At 66.0% G+C, this 17,362-nt stretch carries 16 protein-coding genes and 2 pseudogenes; 10 read left to right on the top strand and 8 right to left on the bottom strand.

From position 1 onward, the window contains the following. The first annotated feature begins 61 nt into the window (after positions 1-61). Positions 62-1,027: a tripartite tricarboxylate transporter substrate binding protein gene (locus KYT87_RS15700; protein WP_052946082.1), complete on the top strand. Its 966-nt coding sequence runs from the start codon at positions 62-64 to the stop codon at positions 1,025-1,027. A 259-nt stretch (positions 1,028-1,286) separates the two neighbouring features. On the opposite strand, the gene KYT87_RS15695 is transcribed toward KYT87_RS15700, so the two are convergent. Then, positions 1,287-2,138: a class I SAM-dependent methyltransferase gene (locus tag KYT87_RS15695; RefSeq protein WP_104145238.1), complete on the bottom strand. Its 852-nt coding sequence runs from the start codon at positions 2,136-2,138 to the stop codon at positions 1,287-1,289. A 119-nt stretch (positions 2,139-2,257) separates the two neighbouring features. Here KYT87_RS15695 and KYT87_RS15690 point away from each other — a divergent pair, with 119 nt between their 5' ends. Further along, a complete protein-coding gene (locus tag KYT87_RS15690; RefSeq protein WP_219990292.1) occupies positions 2,258-4,318 on the top strand; it encodes a transcriptional regulator in 2,061 nt (686 codons plus the stop codon). Between the two features lie 78 nt (positions 4,319-4,396). Here the strand turns inward: KYT87_RS15690 and msrA are convergent, their stop codons facing one another. From msrA to KYT87_RS30030, 3 genes and pseudogenes are all read right to left on the bottom strand, one after another. Further along, positions 4,397-5,104 carry a peptide-methionine (S)-S-oxide reductase MsrA gene (gene msrA, locus KYT87_RS15685; protein ID WP_104145237.1) on the bottom strand — a complete coding sequence of 236 codons (708 nt, stop codon included), beginning with the start codon at positions 5,102-5,104 and terminating at the stop codon, positions 4,397-4,399. Between the two features lie 42 nt (positions 5,105-5,146). After that, entirely contained in the window at positions 5,147-5,653 is a 507-nt protein-coding gene (msrB, locus tag KYT87_RS15680; protein WP_046806331.1) for a peptide-methionine (R)-S-oxide reductase MsrB, read from the bottom strand. A gap of 76 nt (positions 5,654-5,729) precedes the next feature. Beyond that, positions 5,730-5,828: pseudogene (locus KYT87_RS30030) on the bottom strand (pentapeptide MXKDX repeat protein); the annotation flags it as partial. Here KYT87_RS30030 and KYT87_RS30025 point away from each other — a divergent pair. Further along, positions 5,790-5,915: pseudogene (locus KYT87_RS30025) on the top strand (hypothetical protein); the annotation flags it as partial. The pseudogenes KYT87_RS30030 and KYT87_RS30025 overlap by 39 nt on opposite strands. Positions 5,916-6,127: 212 nt before the next feature. Here the strand turns inward: KYT87_RS30025 and KYT87_RS15670 are convergent. Then, complete coding sequence (locus KYT87_RS15670; protein ID WP_046806329.1) at positions 6,128-6,919, bottom strand: molybdopterin-binding protein; 792 nt, start codon at positions 6,917-6,919, stop codon at positions 6,128-6,130. Positions 6,920-6,929: 10 nt separating this feature from the next. Beyond that, the gene (locus KYT87_RS15665) at positions 6,930-7,559 is read right to left on the bottom strand and encodes a cytochrome b/b6 domain-containing protein (RefSeq protein ID WP_219990291.1); all 630 of its coding nucleotides are present in this window, start codon (positions 7,557-7,559) and stop codon (positions 6,930-6,932) included. A gap of 147 nt (positions 7,560-7,706) precedes the next feature. Between KYT87_RS15665 and KYT87_RS15660 the strand changes: the two genes are divergently transcribed. After that, on the top strand, positions 7,707-8,435 hold the full coding sequence (locus KYT87_RS15660) for a response regulator transcription factor (RefSeq protein WP_046807345.1): 729 nt from the start codon (positions 7,707-7,709) through the stop codon (positions 8,433-8,435). Next, positions 8,432-9,904 (top strand): HAMP domain-containing sensor histidine kinase, encoded by a 1,473-nt coding sequence (locus KYT87_RS15655; RefSeq protein WP_219990290.1) that lies wholly within the window; start codon positions 8,432-8,434, stop codon positions 9,902-9,904. The genes KYT87_RS15660 and KYT87_RS15655 overlap by 4 nt, the downstream gene beginning before the upstream one ends. Before the next feature lie 45 nt (positions 9,905-9,949). On the opposite strand, the gene KYT87_RS15650 is transcribed toward KYT87_RS15655, so the two are convergent. Both KYT87_RS15650 and KYT87_RS15645 read right to left on the bottom strand, forming a co-directional pair. Next, positions 9,950-11,107, bottom strand: coding sequence for a nitronate monooxygenase family protein (locus KYT87_RS15650; protein WP_219990289.1), 1,158 nt, complete (start codon positions 11,105-11,107; stop codon positions 9,950-9,952). Positions 11,108-11,217: 110 nt separating this feature from the next. Continuing rightward, on the bottom strand, positions 11,218-11,946 hold the full coding sequence (locus KYT87_RS15645) for an IclR family transcriptional regulator (protein ID WP_046807348.1): 729 nt from the start codon (positions 11,944-11,946) through the stop codon (positions 11,218-11,220). A gap of 252 nt (positions 11,947-12,198) precedes the next feature. Here KYT87_RS15645 and KYT87_RS29835 point away from each other — a divergent pair, with 252 nt between their 5' ends. Genes KYT87_RS29835 through KYT87_RS15625 form a run of 5 tightly spaced genes read left to right on the top strand, consistent with a single transcriptional unit; the run spans position 12,199 to position 17,329 of the window. Further along, positions 12,199-13,137, top strand: a complete 939-nt coding sequence (locus KYT87_RS29835; RefSeq protein WP_255593184.1) for a hydroxymethylglutaryl-CoA lyase — start codon at positions 12,199-12,201, stop codon at positions 13,135-13,137. A gap of 42 nt (positions 13,138-13,179) precedes the next feature. Further along, positions 13,180-14,385: a CaiB/BaiF CoA-transferase family protein gene (locus tag KYT87_RS29830; protein WP_046807350.1), complete on the top strand. Its 1,206-nt coding sequence runs from the start codon at positions 13,180-13,182 to the stop codon at positions 14,383-14,385. Next, the gene (locus tag KYT87_RS15635; RefSeq protein WP_046807351.1) at positions 14,382-15,368 is read left to right on the top strand and encodes a tripartite tricarboxylate transporter substrate binding protein; all 987 of its coding nucleotides are present in this window, start codon (positions 14,382-14,384) and stop codon (positions 15,366-15,368) included. The genes KYT87_RS29830 and KYT87_RS15635 overlap by 4 nt, the downstream gene beginning before the upstream one ends. 40 nt (positions 15,369-15,408) lie before the next feature. Continuing rightward, positions 15,409-16,407 (top strand): tripartite tricarboxylate transporter substrate binding protein, encoded by a 999-nt coding sequence (locus KYT87_RS15630; RefSeq protein ID WP_219990288.1) that lies wholly within the window; start codon positions 15,409-15,411, stop codon positions 16,405-16,407. A gap of 22 nt (positions 16,408-16,429) precedes the next feature. Further along, positions 16,430-17,329 carry an SMP-30/gluconolactonase/LRE family protein gene (locus tag KYT87_RS15625; RefSeq protein WP_219990287.1) on the top strand — a complete coding sequence of 300 codons (900 nt, stop codon included), beginning with the start codon at positions 16,430-16,432 and terminating at the stop codon, positions 17,327-17,329. Positions 17,330-17,362 lie beyond the last annotated feature (33 nt).

Below are 17,362 nucleotides of genomic sequence, written 5' to 3'. Positions count from 1 at the left end.
CGGAATGGATCGCGCGGCGGCTCGATACACTTTCGCGGGGACAACTGAAAAAGAGCAAGCCATGCCTTTCACCATTCGCCGCCGTCTGCTGCTGACAGGCGCGGTGTTCAGCGCACTGTTTTCCTTTTCGGCCGCCGCGCAAACGGCGTATCCGGACAAGCCCGTCCGGCTTGTGGTCCCGTATCCGCCGGGGGCCGCTACGGACGCCATCTCGCGCGCGTTCGCCCAGCAACTCGGGGCAATCATGGGGCAGACTGTGGTGGTGGAAAACCGGCCGGGCGCCGGCTCGGCCATCGGCATCATGGCCGTCAAGAACCGGCCCGCCGACGGCTACACCTTGCTGGTGCATGCCGAAGGTTTCTACAGCGCGAAGCTGACGACGCCCGGCGCGGGATACGAATTTTCGGACTTCGACATCCTGGCCCCGCTGGCCCAAAGCAGCTACGCCTTCATCGTGCCGGCCGACCGCGGCTGGAACTCGCTTCAGGACCTGAAAGGCGTGAAGCGCGAAATGGATATCGGCATTGCGGACCTGGGCATCGGCACCTATTCCACCTTGGCGGCCAGGCTGGCAGCAAGCCTGGGCACGCAATACCGCCCGATTCCCTTCAAGGGCGGGGCCGAAGGGCTGACGGCCATCCTCGGCGGCCAGATCGACGGCTACTTCACCACGATCGGCACCACGCAAAGCGTCAAGGACAATCCGCACGTCAAGGTGCTGGCCTACACCGGGCGGCCGGGCAGCGTAAGCCATCTGCCGGGCGTGAAGACGTTTGCCGAGCTTGGCGTGCCCGACATGGTGTTTCACAGCAGCTACAGCGTGGCGGTGCGCAGCGGTATTCCCGAACCCGTGCGTACGCAGCTTGCAAACTTCGTCAGGCAGGCCGCGACGTCAACGGCGATGGACAAGGCCCGGCAGGATCTGTATCTGGACGGCTACCGCGGCAGCCTGGACGACTACAAGCAAGAGCAGCTGCGCTTGTCGGCCGAGTTCGAGGCCAGCGCAAAGCAGCGCAAGCGCGAGTGATCGCAGCGGCACTCTGTGCCGGATAACAGCGGGCACATAGAACCAGCAGGCGCGCGGGCAGGCGTATGATTTCAGGCGAAGGACCAGCACCGGCCTGGCGGCGGGCCGCAAGCCCGCGCGCCAGCTTTGCATGCCACATGCTTCGCATCGCCCCGTCTGCCCGCCACGCGGATGGGAAGGAAGGCGTCGCGCCATGGACCATCTGCTTGCTGTCCGCCCGGGTAGTCCCTGCGCCACGGGGCTTCGGGCAGTGTCCCCGTCACTGACGGGTGATCACGATTTCCAGGTATTCACTGGGCACCACCACCCCGGCATCGCCAGAGCGATTGAACCGGTCTATTTGCGCTATCAGGTCGCTTTCCAGGGCGGCTTGCGCGGCGGGCTCCAGTATGGAAAACGCCTTGAGGACTGGGCCGTAATAGCTTTTGAAGACTTGCAGCCAGTGCGCCGGCGAGCGATACCGGAAAACGAAATGTCGCGGTTCCGCCTGGATCGCCTTGGCATGTGCGCCGAACATCTCGTCGATACGCGCGCGGGTGCCCCACAGCGCGGGCGATTTGACGCCGGCCGGCGGGGGGACGTGCTTGCCGATCGTCTTGAAAATCTGGCCCACGAAGCCCTCCGGCGTCCAGTTGGCCATGCCGATTTTGCCGCCTGCACGGCAGACACGCACCAATTCGGCGGCGGCCTTGTCCTGGTCGGCCGTGAACATCACGCCGAAGGTGGACATGACGGCGTCGAAGCTGCCGGGCGCGAAAGGCAGGGCTTCGGCGTCGGCTTCCTGAAACTCGATCTTCAGCCGTTCGGCGGCGGCGCGTTCGCGGGCTCGGCTCAACAGCGCGGGCACATAGTCGGTGGCGACGACCTCGCACCAACGCCGCGCCGCCGCCAGCGACGCATTGCCGTTACCGGCCGCCACATCAAGCACCTTTTGCCCGGCGCGCACATCCATCGCCTCGCACAGTTGTTCGCCGACGATCTGAAGCGTGGTGCCGACGACGGCGTAGTCACCGCAAGACCAGGTGGCTTGCTGGCGGGTTTTTACGGCGGCCAGATCGGGCGGCGCGGCAGCCGGCGCAAGAGGAACGGCGGCAATATCGGTTGGGGACATAGCTGGACTCCATTGACACAAGGTGAAGGCGTGGGCGGATATCGCCGACGCGGTGCCGATGCGCGGGCGAAAGGCTATTCGGGTAGCGCGCGATCGGGTCTCAACCGTAGAGCGGGCGCGTGGAGGCCAACGTGGTAGCCGGCGTGGAATTCGCGTCGACCGGGGGGGAGGGTATTCCCCAGAGCGGCGCCATTCATATCCAGCTGCTGGGGCCGATGGCGATCCGCCGCGCGGGCGCGGCCCTGCCGCTGCCGCCATCGCGCAAGCTGCGCGCGCTGGTGGCATACCTGGCGCTGGCCACGCACCCGGTGTCCCGGGCATATCTGTGCGAACTGCTCTGGGACCTGCCGAACGATCCGCGCGGCGAGCTTCGTTGGTGCCTCAGCAAGGCGCGCGCGTTGCTGGACGACGCGGACCAACGCCGCGTGCAGGCCGCGCAAGACAGCGTGACGCTGGACCTGCACGACTGCCACGTGGATGGGGTCGACATTGAAGAGGCGATGCGGCAGGGCATCGGCAACGTGGGTGTGGAACCGTTGCGCGCGATGGCGGCGCTGTTCCTCGGAGAATTCCTGGAGGGGCTGCACATCCGGTCCTGCCCGATGTTCGATAGCTGGCTGGTGGCGCAGCGGCGGCGGTTCAGGGCATGCCAGGCCGCGGTGTTGGAACATTTGGCGGCGCTGCTGCCGGACGGCTCTGAAGAGCGCTACGACTGCCTGGACAAATGGTTGCGCCTGGCGCCGTTCGATCGCCACGCGCACATGCTGATGCTGCAATCGCTCAGTGCGCGAAAGCAGCTTCGCGAAGGCGAAGAACACGTGGCCGCCGCGATTCGCGCGTTTGAAGACGAAGGGCTGGACTGGCGACCGTTGCGCGATGCGTGGAGCCAATTGAGGCGGCAATTGGGGCGGGCGCCATCCGACCCGCCTGAACCGCTGGCGGGCTTGGGCAGGGCGGTGCTTGCCGAGCAGGCAGAAGGCAGCAAGGATCACACCGGTCGCGCCTCGATTGCCGTGATGCCGTTCGCGGACGCGTCAGCGCCTGGCGGGGTGCGGGGCGGCCTGGGCGATGGCCTGGCTTACGACATCATCACGCGATTGGCAAAGCTGCGTAGCCTGTTCGTCATTGCGCAGGGAACCGTGTTTGCCCTGGATCAGCGCAGCGTGGGGCCTGAAGAGGCCGGGCGGACGCTGAATGTGGACTTCGTGGTCAGCGGCTTGCTGCGACGGCACGCCAAGCGGATCGTCGTTGACGTGGCGCTGGTCGAGGCGCGCACCGCGCGCATCGTGTGGGCGGAAACGTTCGATCACCCGATGGACGACGCCTTTGTGGCGCTGGACGACATCGGCAACCGGATCGTCGCCTCGGTCGACATCGAAATTGAATCCGCCGAGCGCGAGCGCGCCATCCTTACGCCGCCGAATTCGCTGGACGCCTGGTCGGCCCATCATCGCGGCCTGTGGCACATGTACCGGTTCAACCGGGCGGATAACGCGCGGGCAAGGCATTTCTTCGAGTTGGCGCTGCGGCTGGATCCCACGTATTCGCGGGCGTACGCCGGGCTGTCGTTCACGCATTGGCAGGACGCATTCCAACGTTGGGGCGAGCAAAATTCGTCGATCGATCTCGCGTACAAAGCGGCCGGCCAGAGCCTGATCGCCGACGACCGGGACCCCGCTGCGCATTGGGCCATGGGTCGGGCGCTGTGGCTGCGCGGCAGCCAGGAGCCGTCATTGTCGGAATTGCAGCGCGCCGTGGACCTGAGCCCGAACTTTGCGTTGGGCCACTACACCTTGGGTTTTGTCCATTGCCAATCCGGCGACGCGCAGGCGGCGATTGGCTCTGCCGATCATTCGCGCCATCTGAGCCCCTTCGATCCCTTGATGTTCGGCATGCTGGCGGTTCGCGCGCTGGCTTTGGTGCGGTTGGGCCGGGTCGCCGAGGCCGCCGACTGGGCGGTCAAGGCGGCCATGCGTCCCAACGCTCACGTGCACATCCTGGCTATCGCCGCGCACTGCCTGGCGCTGGCCGACAGGCAGGACGAGGCGCTGGCGTTTGTGGCGACGATACACAAGGCGAATCCCGCCTATGGCATCTCAAATTTCCTGGACGCGTTCCGCCTGACGCCCGACACGCAAGCCCTGTTCAAGAATGCCGCCAGGCGAATCGGCTTGGAGTGATGCACGCAGAATGCACGCGGGCCCGCGCGCCACCACCGACCCATGGCAGCGCGCCCGCGCTCAGATCTTCGGCCAGGCTTACTTGCCGTTCGCGCCCACCAGCACCGGCTTGTCGCGATATTTATCCGGGAACGTCTTCGCCAGATTTTCCACCTTGGGCACGTCGTTGATCACGATGTACATGCTGTTCGGATTACGCACCAGGTAATCCTGGTGATAGCCCTCGGCTGGGTAGAACGCTTGCAACGGTTCCACGGTGGTGGCCAGCGGCTTGGAATACACGCCGGTCTTGTTCAGCTGCGCGATATAGGCTTCGGCCACCTTGCGCTGCCCGTCATTCGCCGGGAACACCGTGGAACGATATTGCGTGCCACGGTCGGGGCCCTGGCGGTTCAGTTGCGTGGGGTCGTGGGCGACGGAAAAGTAGATTTGCAGCAGTTGCCCGTAGCTGACCTGCTTGGGGTCGTAGGTGATCTCGACGGCTTCGGCGTGGCCCGAGCGGCCGCCGCTGACGGTGTCGTAGTTGGCCGTGTCGGCCTTGCCGCCCGCGTAGCCCGAGACGGCGTTGCTGACGCCTTTGACATGCTGGAACACGGCCTGCACGCCCCAGAAGCAGCCGCCGGCGATGACGGCCTTTTCTTGCGCGGCGGCGGCCTGGGCTTCGTCGACAGACGGGGCGGGGATGATGAACGCGGTTTCAGCGGCGCGGGACGCACCCGCGCCCGCTGCCAGCAGGCCGCACGCGGCGGCAAGCGCGGCGCAGAATTTTTTGGCTTGGAAGTTCATGGTCAGAGGATTCCTGAAAGAAAGGGGTAGCGGCTTGGCGCCTCAGCCCTGTGCGGCAAAGGTCATGGCGACCCCGTTCATGCAGTACCGCAGGCCGGTGGGGCGGGGGCCGTCATCAAAGACGTGGCCCAGGTGCCCGCCGCAGTTGGCGCAATGCACGGCGGTGCGGACCATGCCGAAGCCGGTGTCGCGCGTTTCGCCCACGGCGTTGGGCAGTGGCTGCCAGAAGCTGGGCCAGCCGGTGCGGCTGTCGAATTTGGTGCTGGACGAGAACAGGTGCTGCTCGCAGCCGGCGCACGAAAACGTGCCGGTGCGGTGTTCGTCGTTCAACGGGCTGGTGTAGGGGCGTTCGGTGCCCTCGCGGCGCAACACCTGGTATTGCGCGGGCGTCAACCGGGCGCGCCATTGCTCGTCGGTCAACGCGTAGGGAAAGGAGGCAGCGGCGGCGGTGCCGGCCGAGGCGTTACGCGGGGTCAGCCAGGGGGCCAGACCCGCGGCAAGCGCGGCGGCGCCGCCCAGCGTCAGGAAGTGTCTGCGGTTCAAAGTCATGGCGTGGCTCCGTCAACAATGCGGCATGCCGGGCGCGGGCCAATCGGGCGGCCCGCGCGCGTGCGGCTTGCTGCGCTTACTTGCTCATTCCGTCCTTGGACATCGAATCCTTCTTCATGCCGTCGTGCGACATGCCATCCTTGGCCATGCCGTCTTTCGCCATGCCGTCCTTGGCCATGCCATCCTTGGACATCCCGTCTTTCGCCATGCCGTCCTTGGCCATGCCGTCTTTCGCCATGCCATCCTTGGCCATGCCGTCCTTCGCCATGCCATCCTTCGACATCCCATCCTTGGCCATGCCGTCCTTGGACATCGAGCTCTTGCTCATGCCGTCTTTGCTCATGCTGTCCTTGCCCATGGTGTCGGCGGCGTGCGCGGCGACGGCGCCAAATGCCAGGCACAGGGAGAAAGCGGCGGTGGTGATTTTCTTCATGATGCGTTCCTTTGATGGAGGGGGTAAGACAGGAATTTCACCTAGCTTCCGCCGAACCAGTTGTAGCCCTGGTCCTCCCAGTAACCGCCTGGGTAGGTGTTGGTGACGAAAATGGCCTGTATATGCTTGGGGTTCTTGTAGCCAAGCTTGGTAGGCATGCGCAGCTTCATGGGGAAGCCGTACTCGGGGGGCAACGTCTTGCCGTCATAGGTCAGCGCCAGGATGGTCTGCGGGTGCAGCGCCGTGGGCATGTCGATGCTGGTGTAGTAGTCGTCCGCGCATTTGAAGCCGACGTACTTGGCCGTCAGGTCCGCGCCGACACGTTTCAGAAAGGTTGAGAAGGGCACGCCGCCCCATTTGCCGATGGCGCTCCAGCCTTCCACGCAAATGTGGCGCGTTACCTGGTCCACCTGCGCCATGGCGCGCAGTTCTTCCAGGCGCCATTGGCGCTTGTCGGCCACCATGCCGGTCACTTCCAGGCGGTACGATTCCTCTTGCACGTGGCGCACTTCGTCGATGCCGTAGTACGCGTTGAAGGGAAACGGCCGCGTAATCATGGATTCCGGATAGGTGGGCGCCAGCTTGTTCGGGTCGAACAACCAGCCCTGTACGCGGTCGTTGAAGCGTGACACCGATGTCAGGGCCTTTTCCACGTTTTCGTCGTCGGACAGCGAACACCCGGACAGCATCGCCACGCCACCCAGGGTCAGGCTGTTGCGCAGGAATGCGCGGCGCGACGGCTGCTCGACGCGCCGGGCAAGCAGATTCCTGGCTTCTTTCAGAATGGCCGCGCCGTCCAGGCCCAGCAGCGACAAGCGTTTCTTTTGGCTCATGTCGGGCTCCTTATTTGCCGCGGATCATGGCGATCAGGCTACGGGGCACCAGCGCCACCATCACCAGATGCACCGCCACGAACGCCACCAGCAGGGCCATGGCGACAAAGTGGATGCGGCGCGCGAATTCATAGCCGCCCATCAAGTCGCGCAGCATGCTGAACTGCACGGACTTCCACAGCACCAGGCCGGACAAGACCAGCACGGCGATATCGACCATGACGAACAGGTAGGCCAGCTTTTGCACCTGGTTGTAGTGGCGCAGGTCGCCGTGGGACAGCTTGCCGTGCAAGGCCGCGTTCAGGTCCGTGGCGACGCCGCGCGGGCTGACGGGGAAGAATTTGCGCCGCAACCGGCCGGTGGCCAGGTTAAGCGTCAGGTACAGCAGCCCGTTGAAAAACAGCAGCCACATGCCGGCAAAGTGCCATTGCAGCGCGCCGCCCAGCCAGCCGCCCAGGGTGATGTTGTTGGGAAAGGCAAAGTCAAAGAACGGGGCGGCGTTATAAATGCGCCATCCGCTCATGACCATCAACACCACCGCCAGGGCATTGAGCCAGTGCATGATGCGCAGCCAGCCGGGGTGGATGACGCCGGGAGGCCGGGCGGCGGGGGAAATGTGGGGGGCGGGGCTTGCCATCATGGCGGGTCTCCGGGGGCGGGGTGCTGTCGTTGGAGCCATTCTTGTCCCAGGCCGATATCGAAGTCCTCACGCAAACTTAAAAAAATTGTGATAACTGGCCGCCCGTGGATTGGCGACAATGGCGGTATTCCTACCCCCGAGCCGCCCATGGACACCCCCCGCCGCGTGTTGATTGTTGAAGACGACGCCCACATTGCCGAATTGCTGCGCCTGCACCTGCGCGACGAAGGCTACGAGGTGGAACACGCCGCCGACGGCAATGACGGCATGCGTCGCCTGGAAGAGGGCAACTGGGACGCGCTGGTGCTGGACCTGATGCTGCCCGGCATCGACGGTCTGGAAATCTGCAAACGCGCGCGGGCCATGGCGCGCTACACCCCCATCATCATCACCAGCGCCCGGTCGTCCGAGGTGCATCGCATCCTGGGCCTGGAACTGGGCGCCGACGACTATCTGGCCAAGCCGTTTTCAATGCTGGAACTGGTGGCGCGCGTGCGGGCCTTGCTGCGCCGAAGCAGCGCCATCGAACGCAATGCACGCATCGACGCCGGCAGCCTGGCGGTGCACGGGGTGTCCATCGACCCGATTGCGCGCACGGTGGACGTGGACGACCGCCGGCTGGACCTGACGCCGCGCGAATTCGACCTGCTGCATTTCTTTGCGCGCCATCCCGACAAGGTGTTTTCCAGGATGGACCTGCTGAACCACGTGTGGGGCTATCAGCACGAAGGCTACGAACACACGGTCAACACGCATATCAACCGGCTGCGCACGAAAATCGAAGCCGATCCGTCCGACCCCCGCCGCATCCTGACGGTGTGGGGTCGGGGCTATAAATTCGCCGCCGAACCGGGCGCTGCCGGAGGCCCGACATGAAACGATTTACCTTGACCCAACGCCTGTCCGCCGTGTTCGCGATGCTGCTGCTGGCGTGCTGCGGCGCATCGGCGTGGTTGCAGATCGCCGCCAACTCCCGCTATGAACAAGAGGTGGTGCAGCGCCTGTCCAGCGGGCTGGCGCAACACATCGCGGGCACCACGGAATTGATGGATGCCAACGGCTGGAAGCCCGGCGCCGTGCGTTCGCTGTTCGACATGCTGATGGCGGTGAACCCGGCCGTGGAGGTCTATCTGCTGTCCAACGACGGGCGCATCGTGGGCGATGCCGCGCCGGCCGGCCAGATCAAGCGCGCGCAGGTGGACCTGGCCCCGGTCAAGCATTTGCTGGCGGGCGGCATGCTGCCGATCGTGGGCGACGACCCGCGCAGCCAGGACGGCCAAAAGGTGTTCAGCGCTGCGCCGGTGCGCGTGGGCGGGCAGGAAAAAGGCTACGTTTACGTGGTGCTGCAAGGGCAGGCGCACGACGCGCTGGCGATGGCGGTGTCGCGTAGTTCGGTGTTGCGCACCACGTTGTGGTCGATTGCGCTGGTGGCCTTGCTGGGGCTGGTGGCGGGCTTGACGGCGTTTGCGCTGATCACGCGGCCACTGCGCGAGTTGACGCGAGCGGTACGCGCATTCGAGGGCGATGACGGCAAGGCGCTGGCCGCCCTGGGCCGCCCGGGCGATGACACCGACACCAGCCAGGACGAGATCTCGGTGTTGCGCCGCAGCTTCGTGCAGATGGGTCGACGCATTTCCGACCAATGGCGCGAACTGACGCGGCAGGACCAGCAGCGGCGCGATCTGGTGGCCAATATCTCGCATGACCTGCGCACGCCGCTGACGTCGCTGCATGGCTATCTGGAAACGCTGCGCCTGAAAGAAGACACCCTGAACCCCGGCGAACGGCGCCGCTATCTGGACATCGCGCTGGGGCAAAGCCGCAAGGTGGGGCGTCTGGCGCAAGAGCTCTTCGAACTGGCGCGGCTGGAGTCCGGGCTGGTGCGGCTGGAGCCAGAAACGTTTTCCTTGCCGGAGCTGGTGCAGGACGTCATGCAAAAGTTTGAGCTTGCCGCCGAGGCCCGCCAGCAACAGCTAAGCACCGACATTCCGCAGGCACTGCCGCTGGTGCGGGCAGACCTGGGGCTGATCGAACGCGTGCTGACCAACCTGCTGGACAACGCCATCCGGCACAGCCCGCCGGGCAGCCGCATCGATTTGCAGCTGGGTGTGGCGCAGAACCGGGTGCAGGTGCAGGTCAGCGATACGGGCCAGGGCATACCGGAAGAACTGCGCACGGGCTTGTTTACGCGCGCCTCGGCGCTGAACCGCGGGCCGCGCGATGGCGGCGGCTTGGGGTTGGTAATCGTGCAGCGCATCCTGCAACTGCACCAAAGCGAGATCCGGCTGGTGGAACGCCCGGAGCCGGGCGCGGTGTTTCAGTTTGATCTGTCGGCGGCGCGATAGGGGCAGGCCCCGAAGCCCCTAGACGCGCGCCATTGAATCAGCGGCCTACGCCGCTGCCGGCATCTGCCCGTGCAGCAGATAGTCCATCAGCTCGCGCACCGACCGCATCGCGCTGCCGAAGGGCAGCTTGGATGCCCCCCTGAAGAACAACCCACGGCTGACTTCGCCGCGTAGCGCGGCGGCCAGCTTCAGGTCGATGCAGAATTGCCCAAAGCGTGACAGGCCATCGCGCAGGCCGCATTGCGTCAGGCAGTCCATGCGCTGGCTGCAACGGCGTGGATCGCAGCGCGTGCCGGCTTGCAGCGTTTTTTCTTGCCGCAGATAGCGTGTCAACCACGGCGTGGCCACGGCGCGCGCGGGCAGGCCGGCCACGCTGGTGAATTCGGCCAGCTGGGTGGGGTCGGCATCAATCAGTACGCGTTTGAAATTCTCGTGCGCATCGCCCTCGTGCGTGACGGCAAACGCGGTGCCTACCTGCACGCCGTCGGCCCCGTGCGCCAGCCAATGGCGCACCTGGTCGTGGCTGCCCACGCCACCGGCCACGATCAGCTTGGGCGCGTCTTTCCCCAGTTGCAGTTCGTCGAAAAGCGTGTGGCATTCGGCCAGCACGCGCTGAAAATCAAAGCGTTCGTCGTGGACATCGTCCAGCCGCGCCGCGCCCAGATGGCCGCCCGCGTAGCCGGGATGCTCGATCACCACGGCGTCGGCCATGCGGCCTTTCTTCATCCATTTTTTCAGCACGACGGCCACGCCACGTGACTCCGACAGAATCGGCACCAAGGCCACGTTTGGGAAGTCGGCCGTCATTTCCGGCAGGTCCATGGGCAAGCCCGCGCCCATCACGATGGCCTGCGCGCCGCTTTCGCAAGCCTGCCGCACTAGCGCCGGGTGGCCGCGCACGGCCTTCATGACGTTCACCGCCACCACGCCCCGGCCCTGGGCCGTGTCCAGCGCGGCGCGCACTTCCCGGTCCAGCGCCAGCAGGTTGACGCGGTCGATCAAGTCGCGGTCGTTGCACTTGTCTGTCTGCTCAAGCAGATCGGGATGGTGGTGGCGCAAATCGATGCTGGCGATGGTGCCCACCGCATTCTGGGCGGCGACGGCTCCCGCCAGCCGATGCGCGGACACGCCGACGCCCATGCCGCCCTGCACGATGGGCAGCAGTTCGCGGCCGGCGAGTTTGAGTGATTTGAACCACGTCATGTGTAAAGCCTTTCCTCTGGTCAAGTGGACAGAGGCTAGAGCAAGGCATGACGGGTCGCCTTGCGCAGGATCAAGCGGCGGGCAATGGCGCGTGGCGGGCGCTTTGGCCTTCAGCCCACGCGGCCCGTCAGGCGGCGCGCGGCGTTCAGCACATGGCTAAGGTGATCGGGGTTGTAGCGGTGCGCCGGCGCGGTCAATGTGACGGCCGCTGCAATGCCGCCCGACAGCAGGAACACGGGCGCCGAGATGCCCGCCACTTCGTTCAGGCGGTCGCCCATTGCCGCGAAATAACCGTCCTTGCGGATGCGCGCGTACAGCGCTTGTTCGGGGCCAGGCGCGTTGCCCAGGATGTCGTCGAACGCCGTCAACACGCGCCCGCCGCTGCCCCGTTCCAACGGCAGCAGATCGCCCGCGCGGATGTGGTCGCGCACCGGGTGAGGCGAGTCCACGCGATACAGGCACAGTCGCGCATCGCCTTGGCGTACGTGATACGCCGCGCTTTCGCCGGTTGCGGCCACCAGGTCGCGCAACACCGGCACCACCACATGTTCAAGGGAAAACGACGCCGAATAGATCCCATGCAAACGCGCCACTTCGGGTCCCAGCGCATAGCGGCCATCGTCCAGGCGCTGTATCCATTGCGCGTGTTCCAGCGAGGCCAGCAGGCGCAACACCGTGCTTTTGTACAGGCGGGTGCGTTCGGCCAGCTCGCCCAAGGACAGCGTGCGATCGCTGGGCGTGAACACGGCCATCAGGCTCAGCGCGCGGTCTACCGCCGCCACGCCACCGGCGGCGGCGTCGGCATCGGCAACGGATTCGGTTGCGGCTTTACGCGGCATGGCGAACCTGCGAGGTGATGGCCGGGCTATGCGGCACGGCAGAGGGAAGGGCGATCGGCATATTCCATCCTTTAGAACGACAGGCGCCGCCATTGTAGGCACAGCGCGGCGCGGCAACGTGCCGCGTCCCCGGCCCACCGTGATTTCTACCCGGCAACCCGCTTGACAGGGTTTTTCGCATCGTCTTTAATTCCACAGGAAAGAACAGCATTCTATAAGATAGAACATATAAAACCACAAGGAGACATCGTCATGTCGGATTCCAGCCCCCACGACGGGCACGTGCTGATCAGCGAGGTAGGCCCGCGAGACGGCTTGCAGTCCGTGTCGACCACCATGGCGACCGAGGACAAATTCCGCTGGATCGACGCGCTGGTTGCCGCCGGCGTGCGTGAAATCGAAGTGGCTTCGTTCGTGCCCGCGCGCTTGCTGCCGCAAATGGCGGACGCCGCCGAAGTCGTGGCGTACGCCGCGCGTATCCCCGGCCTGACGGTGATGGCCTTGGTGCCTAACCTGCGCGGCGCCGAGGCCGCGTTGCGGGCCGGCGTGCACAAGCTGACCATGCCGGTATCGGCCAGCCGCGCGCATTCTCTGGCCAACGTGCGCAAGACCCCCGAAGAAATGGTCGAGCAAGTGCGCGCCATTGCCGCGCTGCGCGACGAACTCGCGCCCGCCGTCAAGCTTGAGGCCGGCATCTCCACCGCGTTCGGTTGCACCCTGCAAGGCCTGGTGCCGGAAGACGCGGTCATCCGCCTGGCCGCGATGTGCGTGGCGGCGGGCGCCGATGAATCGGGCTTGTCGGACACTGTCGGCCACGCCAACCCGGCGCAGGTGCGCCGCTTGTTCCGCCGCTTGCGCGCGGAACTTGGCGCCAAGGCCGGCGCCGCGCACATGCACAACACGCGCGGCCTGGGCCTGGCCAATTGCCTGGCGGCGTGGGACGAAGGCGTGCGCACGTTCGACAGTTCGCTCGGTGGCTTGGGCGGCTGCCCCTACGCGCCCGGCGCGTCGGGCAATGTCGTCACGGAAGACCTTGTCTTCATGTTCGAGGCCATGGGCGTGCGCACCGGCATCGACCTGGAAAAAATCATCGCGGCGCGCCAGCCGCTGGCCGCCGGCCTGCCCGGCGAACCGCTCTACGGCATGACGCCCGACGCGGGCTTGCCCCTGGGCTTTGTTCAGGCTCGCTGAGGCCATCCGTTCATCCCTTTTCGCAATCAAGGTGCATCACCCATGACTAGCCGTGCAACGTCCCGCCTTCCGTACGAAGGCATCCGCGTCGTCGAATTCACCCACATGGTGATGGGGCCGACCTGCGGCATGCTGCTGGCGGACCTGGGCGCGGAAGTCATCAAGGTCGAACCGATAGGCGGCGACACTACGCGCCGCCTGCTGGGATCGGGCGCGGGCTTCTTTCCCATGTTCAACCGCAACAAGAAAAGCATCGCGCTGGATCTGAAACAGCCCGAAGGCGTAGAAGCCGCGTTACGCCTGATCGACACCGCCGACATCGTCAGCGAGAACTTCAAGGCGGGCGTGATGCAAAAGCTGGGCCTGGACTACGCCACGCTGAAAGCGCGCAACCCCCGGCTGATCTACGTCAGCCACAAGGGCTTTTTGCCCGGCCCTTACGACAACCGCACGGCGTTGGACGAAGTGGTGCAGATGATGGGCGGGCTGGCCTACATGACCGGCCGCGCCGGCGACCCGCTGCGCGCGGGTTCCAGCGTGAACGACATCATGGGCGGCATGTTCGGCGCGATGGGCGCCATGGCCGCGCTGGCCCAGCGCGAGCACACGGGCGTGGGCACCGAAGTGCAGGCCTCGCTGTTCGAGAACAACGTGTTCCTGGTTGGCCAGCACATGATGCAGTACGCCATGACGGGCCGCGCGCCCGCGCCGATGCCCACCCGCATTTCCGCGTGGGCGGTCTACGACGTGTTCACCGTCAAGGACGGCGAGCAGATTTTCCTGGCCGTGGTCAGCGACAAGCAGTGGGACATTTTCTGCCGCGCCTTTGGCCTGGAGGAATGGTTGTCGGACCCGCGCCTGGTCAGCAATAACGACCGCGTACGCGCCCGCGAATGGCTCATGCCCTTGCTGCGTTCGCATCTGGCCGGCCATAGCGCGGCGGCGCTGGCCGCGCGCTTTGAAGCAGAAGGCTTGCCCTTTGCGCCCATCACGCGGCCCGAGCAACTGTTTGACGATCCGCATCTGAACGCCACTGGCGGGCTGGCGCCCATTACGCTGCCCGACGGGCGCGAGAGCTTCGTGCCGCTGGCCCCTTTGACGCTGGACGGGCGGCAACCCCCCATCCGCTTGCAGCCGCCGGCTGTGGGCGAACACACCGACGCGCTGTTGCGTGCGGTGGGCTATCGCGACGACGAGATCGCGGCCTTGAAGGCAAGGCGCATAACAGAAGGAGACCAACCATCATGATCACGCTGACCCGACGCTCGTTTTTGGGCGCAACGCTTTGCGCGGCCGCGTTGCCGCTGCGGCTGCATGCCGCGTCCGCCTATCCCGACGGCCGGCCCATCCGGCTGATTGTTCCGTACACGCCGGGTGGCGGCACCGATTCCGTGGCGCGCGCCATCGCGGCCAAGATCACGGGGGCCGCCGGCTGGTCCGTGGTGGTGGAAAACCGGCCGGGCGCGGGCGGCAATATCGGCATGGACTACGTGGCCAAGACGCGCCCGGACGGCTTCATGCTGGGCCTGGGCCAAACCGCCAACCTGGCGATCAACCCGGCGCTGATGGCCAAGATGCCCTTCGATGCCGCCAAGGATTTCGCGGCGGTCGCCATGGTGGCGTCCTTGCCGGTGGTGCTGGTCGTGAAGGCCAACGCGCGCTGGAACACGCTGGCCGATCTGGTCAAGGAAGCGCGCGCGCAGCCCGGCAACATCAAGCAGGCGCTGGCCGGTTCGGGCACCGTGGGCCACCTGGCGGGCGAGCTGTTGGCGTATCAGGCCAAATTCCAGGTGCTGAACGTGCCGTACCGAGGCGCGGCGCCGGCGCTGAACGACCTGCTGGGCGAGAACACCGACTACATGTTCGCCACGCCGCAAGCCGCGCAGGAAATGCTGAAAGGCAAGGTGCTGCGCCCCTTGGCGGTTACGTCGCGCGAACGCCTGTCCATCCTGCCCGACGTGCCGACCGTGGCCGAATCCGGCTTCGACGGTTTCGAGGCCGTGGACTGGAAGGCGCTGGTGGCCCCGGCCGGCACGCCACCCGAGATCATTGCCCAGGTCAATGGCGTCGTGGAAAAGGTGCTGGCCGACCCCGCCACCATCGCCATGTTCACGGCGGAAGGCAGCAAGCCGATGGGCGGCTCGCCCCAGTCCGCGCAGCAATACATCCTGGACGAACAACAGAAGTGGGCGCGCTTGATCCGCGAAGCCAACATCCAGACCGCGGCTTGATGCGGACGCGGGGCCACAGAAGCCAACAGGAGACAACATCATGACTACGCTTTTCACGCGCAGCGCCGCCGTGCGCCGCGCGCTGCTCGCCGTTGCGGCGGCGCTGGCCTGGGTGCCGGCGCACGCGGCCGACGACGCCGCCAACTGGCCCGACAAGCCCGTGCGCCTGGTCGTTCCTTATTCCCCGGGCGGCACGACGGACTACGCCGCGCGGCAGGTGGCGCAGAAGCTGTCGGAGGCCACCGGCAAGACCTTCATCGTGGACAACAAGACCGGGGCGTCGGGAACTATCGCTACGCAGGAAGTGGCGCGGTCCGCGCCCGACGGCAGCACGTTCCTGGTCACCGACACCACGTACACGATGCTGCCGCTGCTGTTTTCCAAGCTGCCTTGGGATTATCAGAACGACCTGGTCCACGTTAGTGAAATCATCGAAACGCCCTTGGTGCTGCTGGTTCCCGAGAAGTCCCCGTACAAAACGATGGACGCGTTGATCGCGCAGGCCCGCAAGGCGCCCGGCACGCTGAACTACGGGTCGGGCGGGCAGGCCAGCTCCACCCACCTGGCCGCCGAGATGTTCAAGAGCGAAGCGCAGGTGTCGCTGACCCACATTCCGTATCGCGGCGCGGGCGCGGCGTTGTCCGACCTGATGGCCGGGCAGATCGACCTGTTGATCACGGCCGCGCCCACGGCCATCCCGCCGGTGCAGGGCGGCCGGGTGCGCGCGTTGGCCGTTACGGGCGCCACGCGGCTGGCGGCGTTGCCGGACGTGCCGACCTTCGCGCAGGCGGGGCTGCCGTCGTATCAAGTGCTGAACTGGTTTGGCCTGGCCGCGCCTAAAGGCACGCCGCCGGCCATCGTCAACAAGATGAACCAGCTGGTGACTCAGGTGATGAGCGAGCCGGCCATGCAGGAAAACATGGCGCGGCAGGGCGCCCGGCATCGGTCCCTGCCCGTGGCGCAATTTGGCGCCTATGTGCAGGACCAGGTGCGCTTGTGGGCCGACGTGGGCAAACGCGTGGGCATCAAGCCCGAATAATGCGGACAAGGGGGAAGACAGCATGTGGAATCTGAACTTCGCGCCGCCGGTGGTGATCGAAGCGCGCGTTATCGCCGCCATGCCCGCCGCGTTACGGCTGCCTCGGCGCAGCGCGTGGGCCGACGCCAACAAGGCGGGGCATATTGTGGATTGCTTTCTTGAGGGGCCGGTGTTCGGCGCCGACGGCGCGTTGTACGTAACGGATATTCCACATGGCCGCATCCTGCGCGTGGATGGCGACAACGACTGGTGCGTGGTGGCCGAAACGGGCGGCTGGCCCAACGGCCTGGCGCGCCATCGCGACGGCAGCCTGTGGGTGGCCGACTACCGGCTTGGCATTTTGCGATGCGATCCGGCCACGGGTCAGGTCGACACCGTGCTGGGCGAGCGCAACAGCGAATCCTTCAAGGGCGTGAACGATCTGGTGTTTGACCGCGCCGGCCGGCTGTACTTTACCGACCAGGGGCAGACGGGGTTGCACGATCCGCATGGCCGCGTGTATCGCTATGATCCGGCCAGCGGTCGCCTGGACCTGCTGCTGGCCAATGCGCCCAGCCCGAACGGGATTGCGCTGGACGCGAATGAACAGGTGCTGTTCGTGGCCGTAACCCGTGCCAACCAGGTGTGGCGCGGCCCGTTGATGCGCGACGGCTCGTTATCGAAGATGGGGGCGTTTCGCACCTTCTTCGGCACCAGCGGGCCTGACGGGTTGGCCAGCACGCCGGCGGGTGGCTTGCTGGTGGCGCACGCCAGCCTGGGCGGCGTCTTCGTGCTGAACGCGGGGGGCGAAGTCACCCACTTCTTGAAAAGCCCGATTGCCGGCAGCACGGTGACCAATGTCGCAATACGCCCCGATGGCGGCGCCGTCGTCATGACGGAATCCGCAACCGGGGCGATTCTTGAAGCGCCGTTGCCGGCGTAAGGGTACGGGCAGCGACGCGGGGCAGGCTGGGAC

Source organism: Achromobacter sp. ES-001 (assembly GCF_019448355.1).
In the GTDB taxonomy this organism is placed as follows: Bacteria; Pseudomonadota; Gammaproteobacteria; order Burkholderiales; family Burkholderiaceae_B; genus Achromobacter; species Achromobacter spanius_B.
This window is presented reverse-complemented; position numbering and strand designations above follow the sequence as displayed.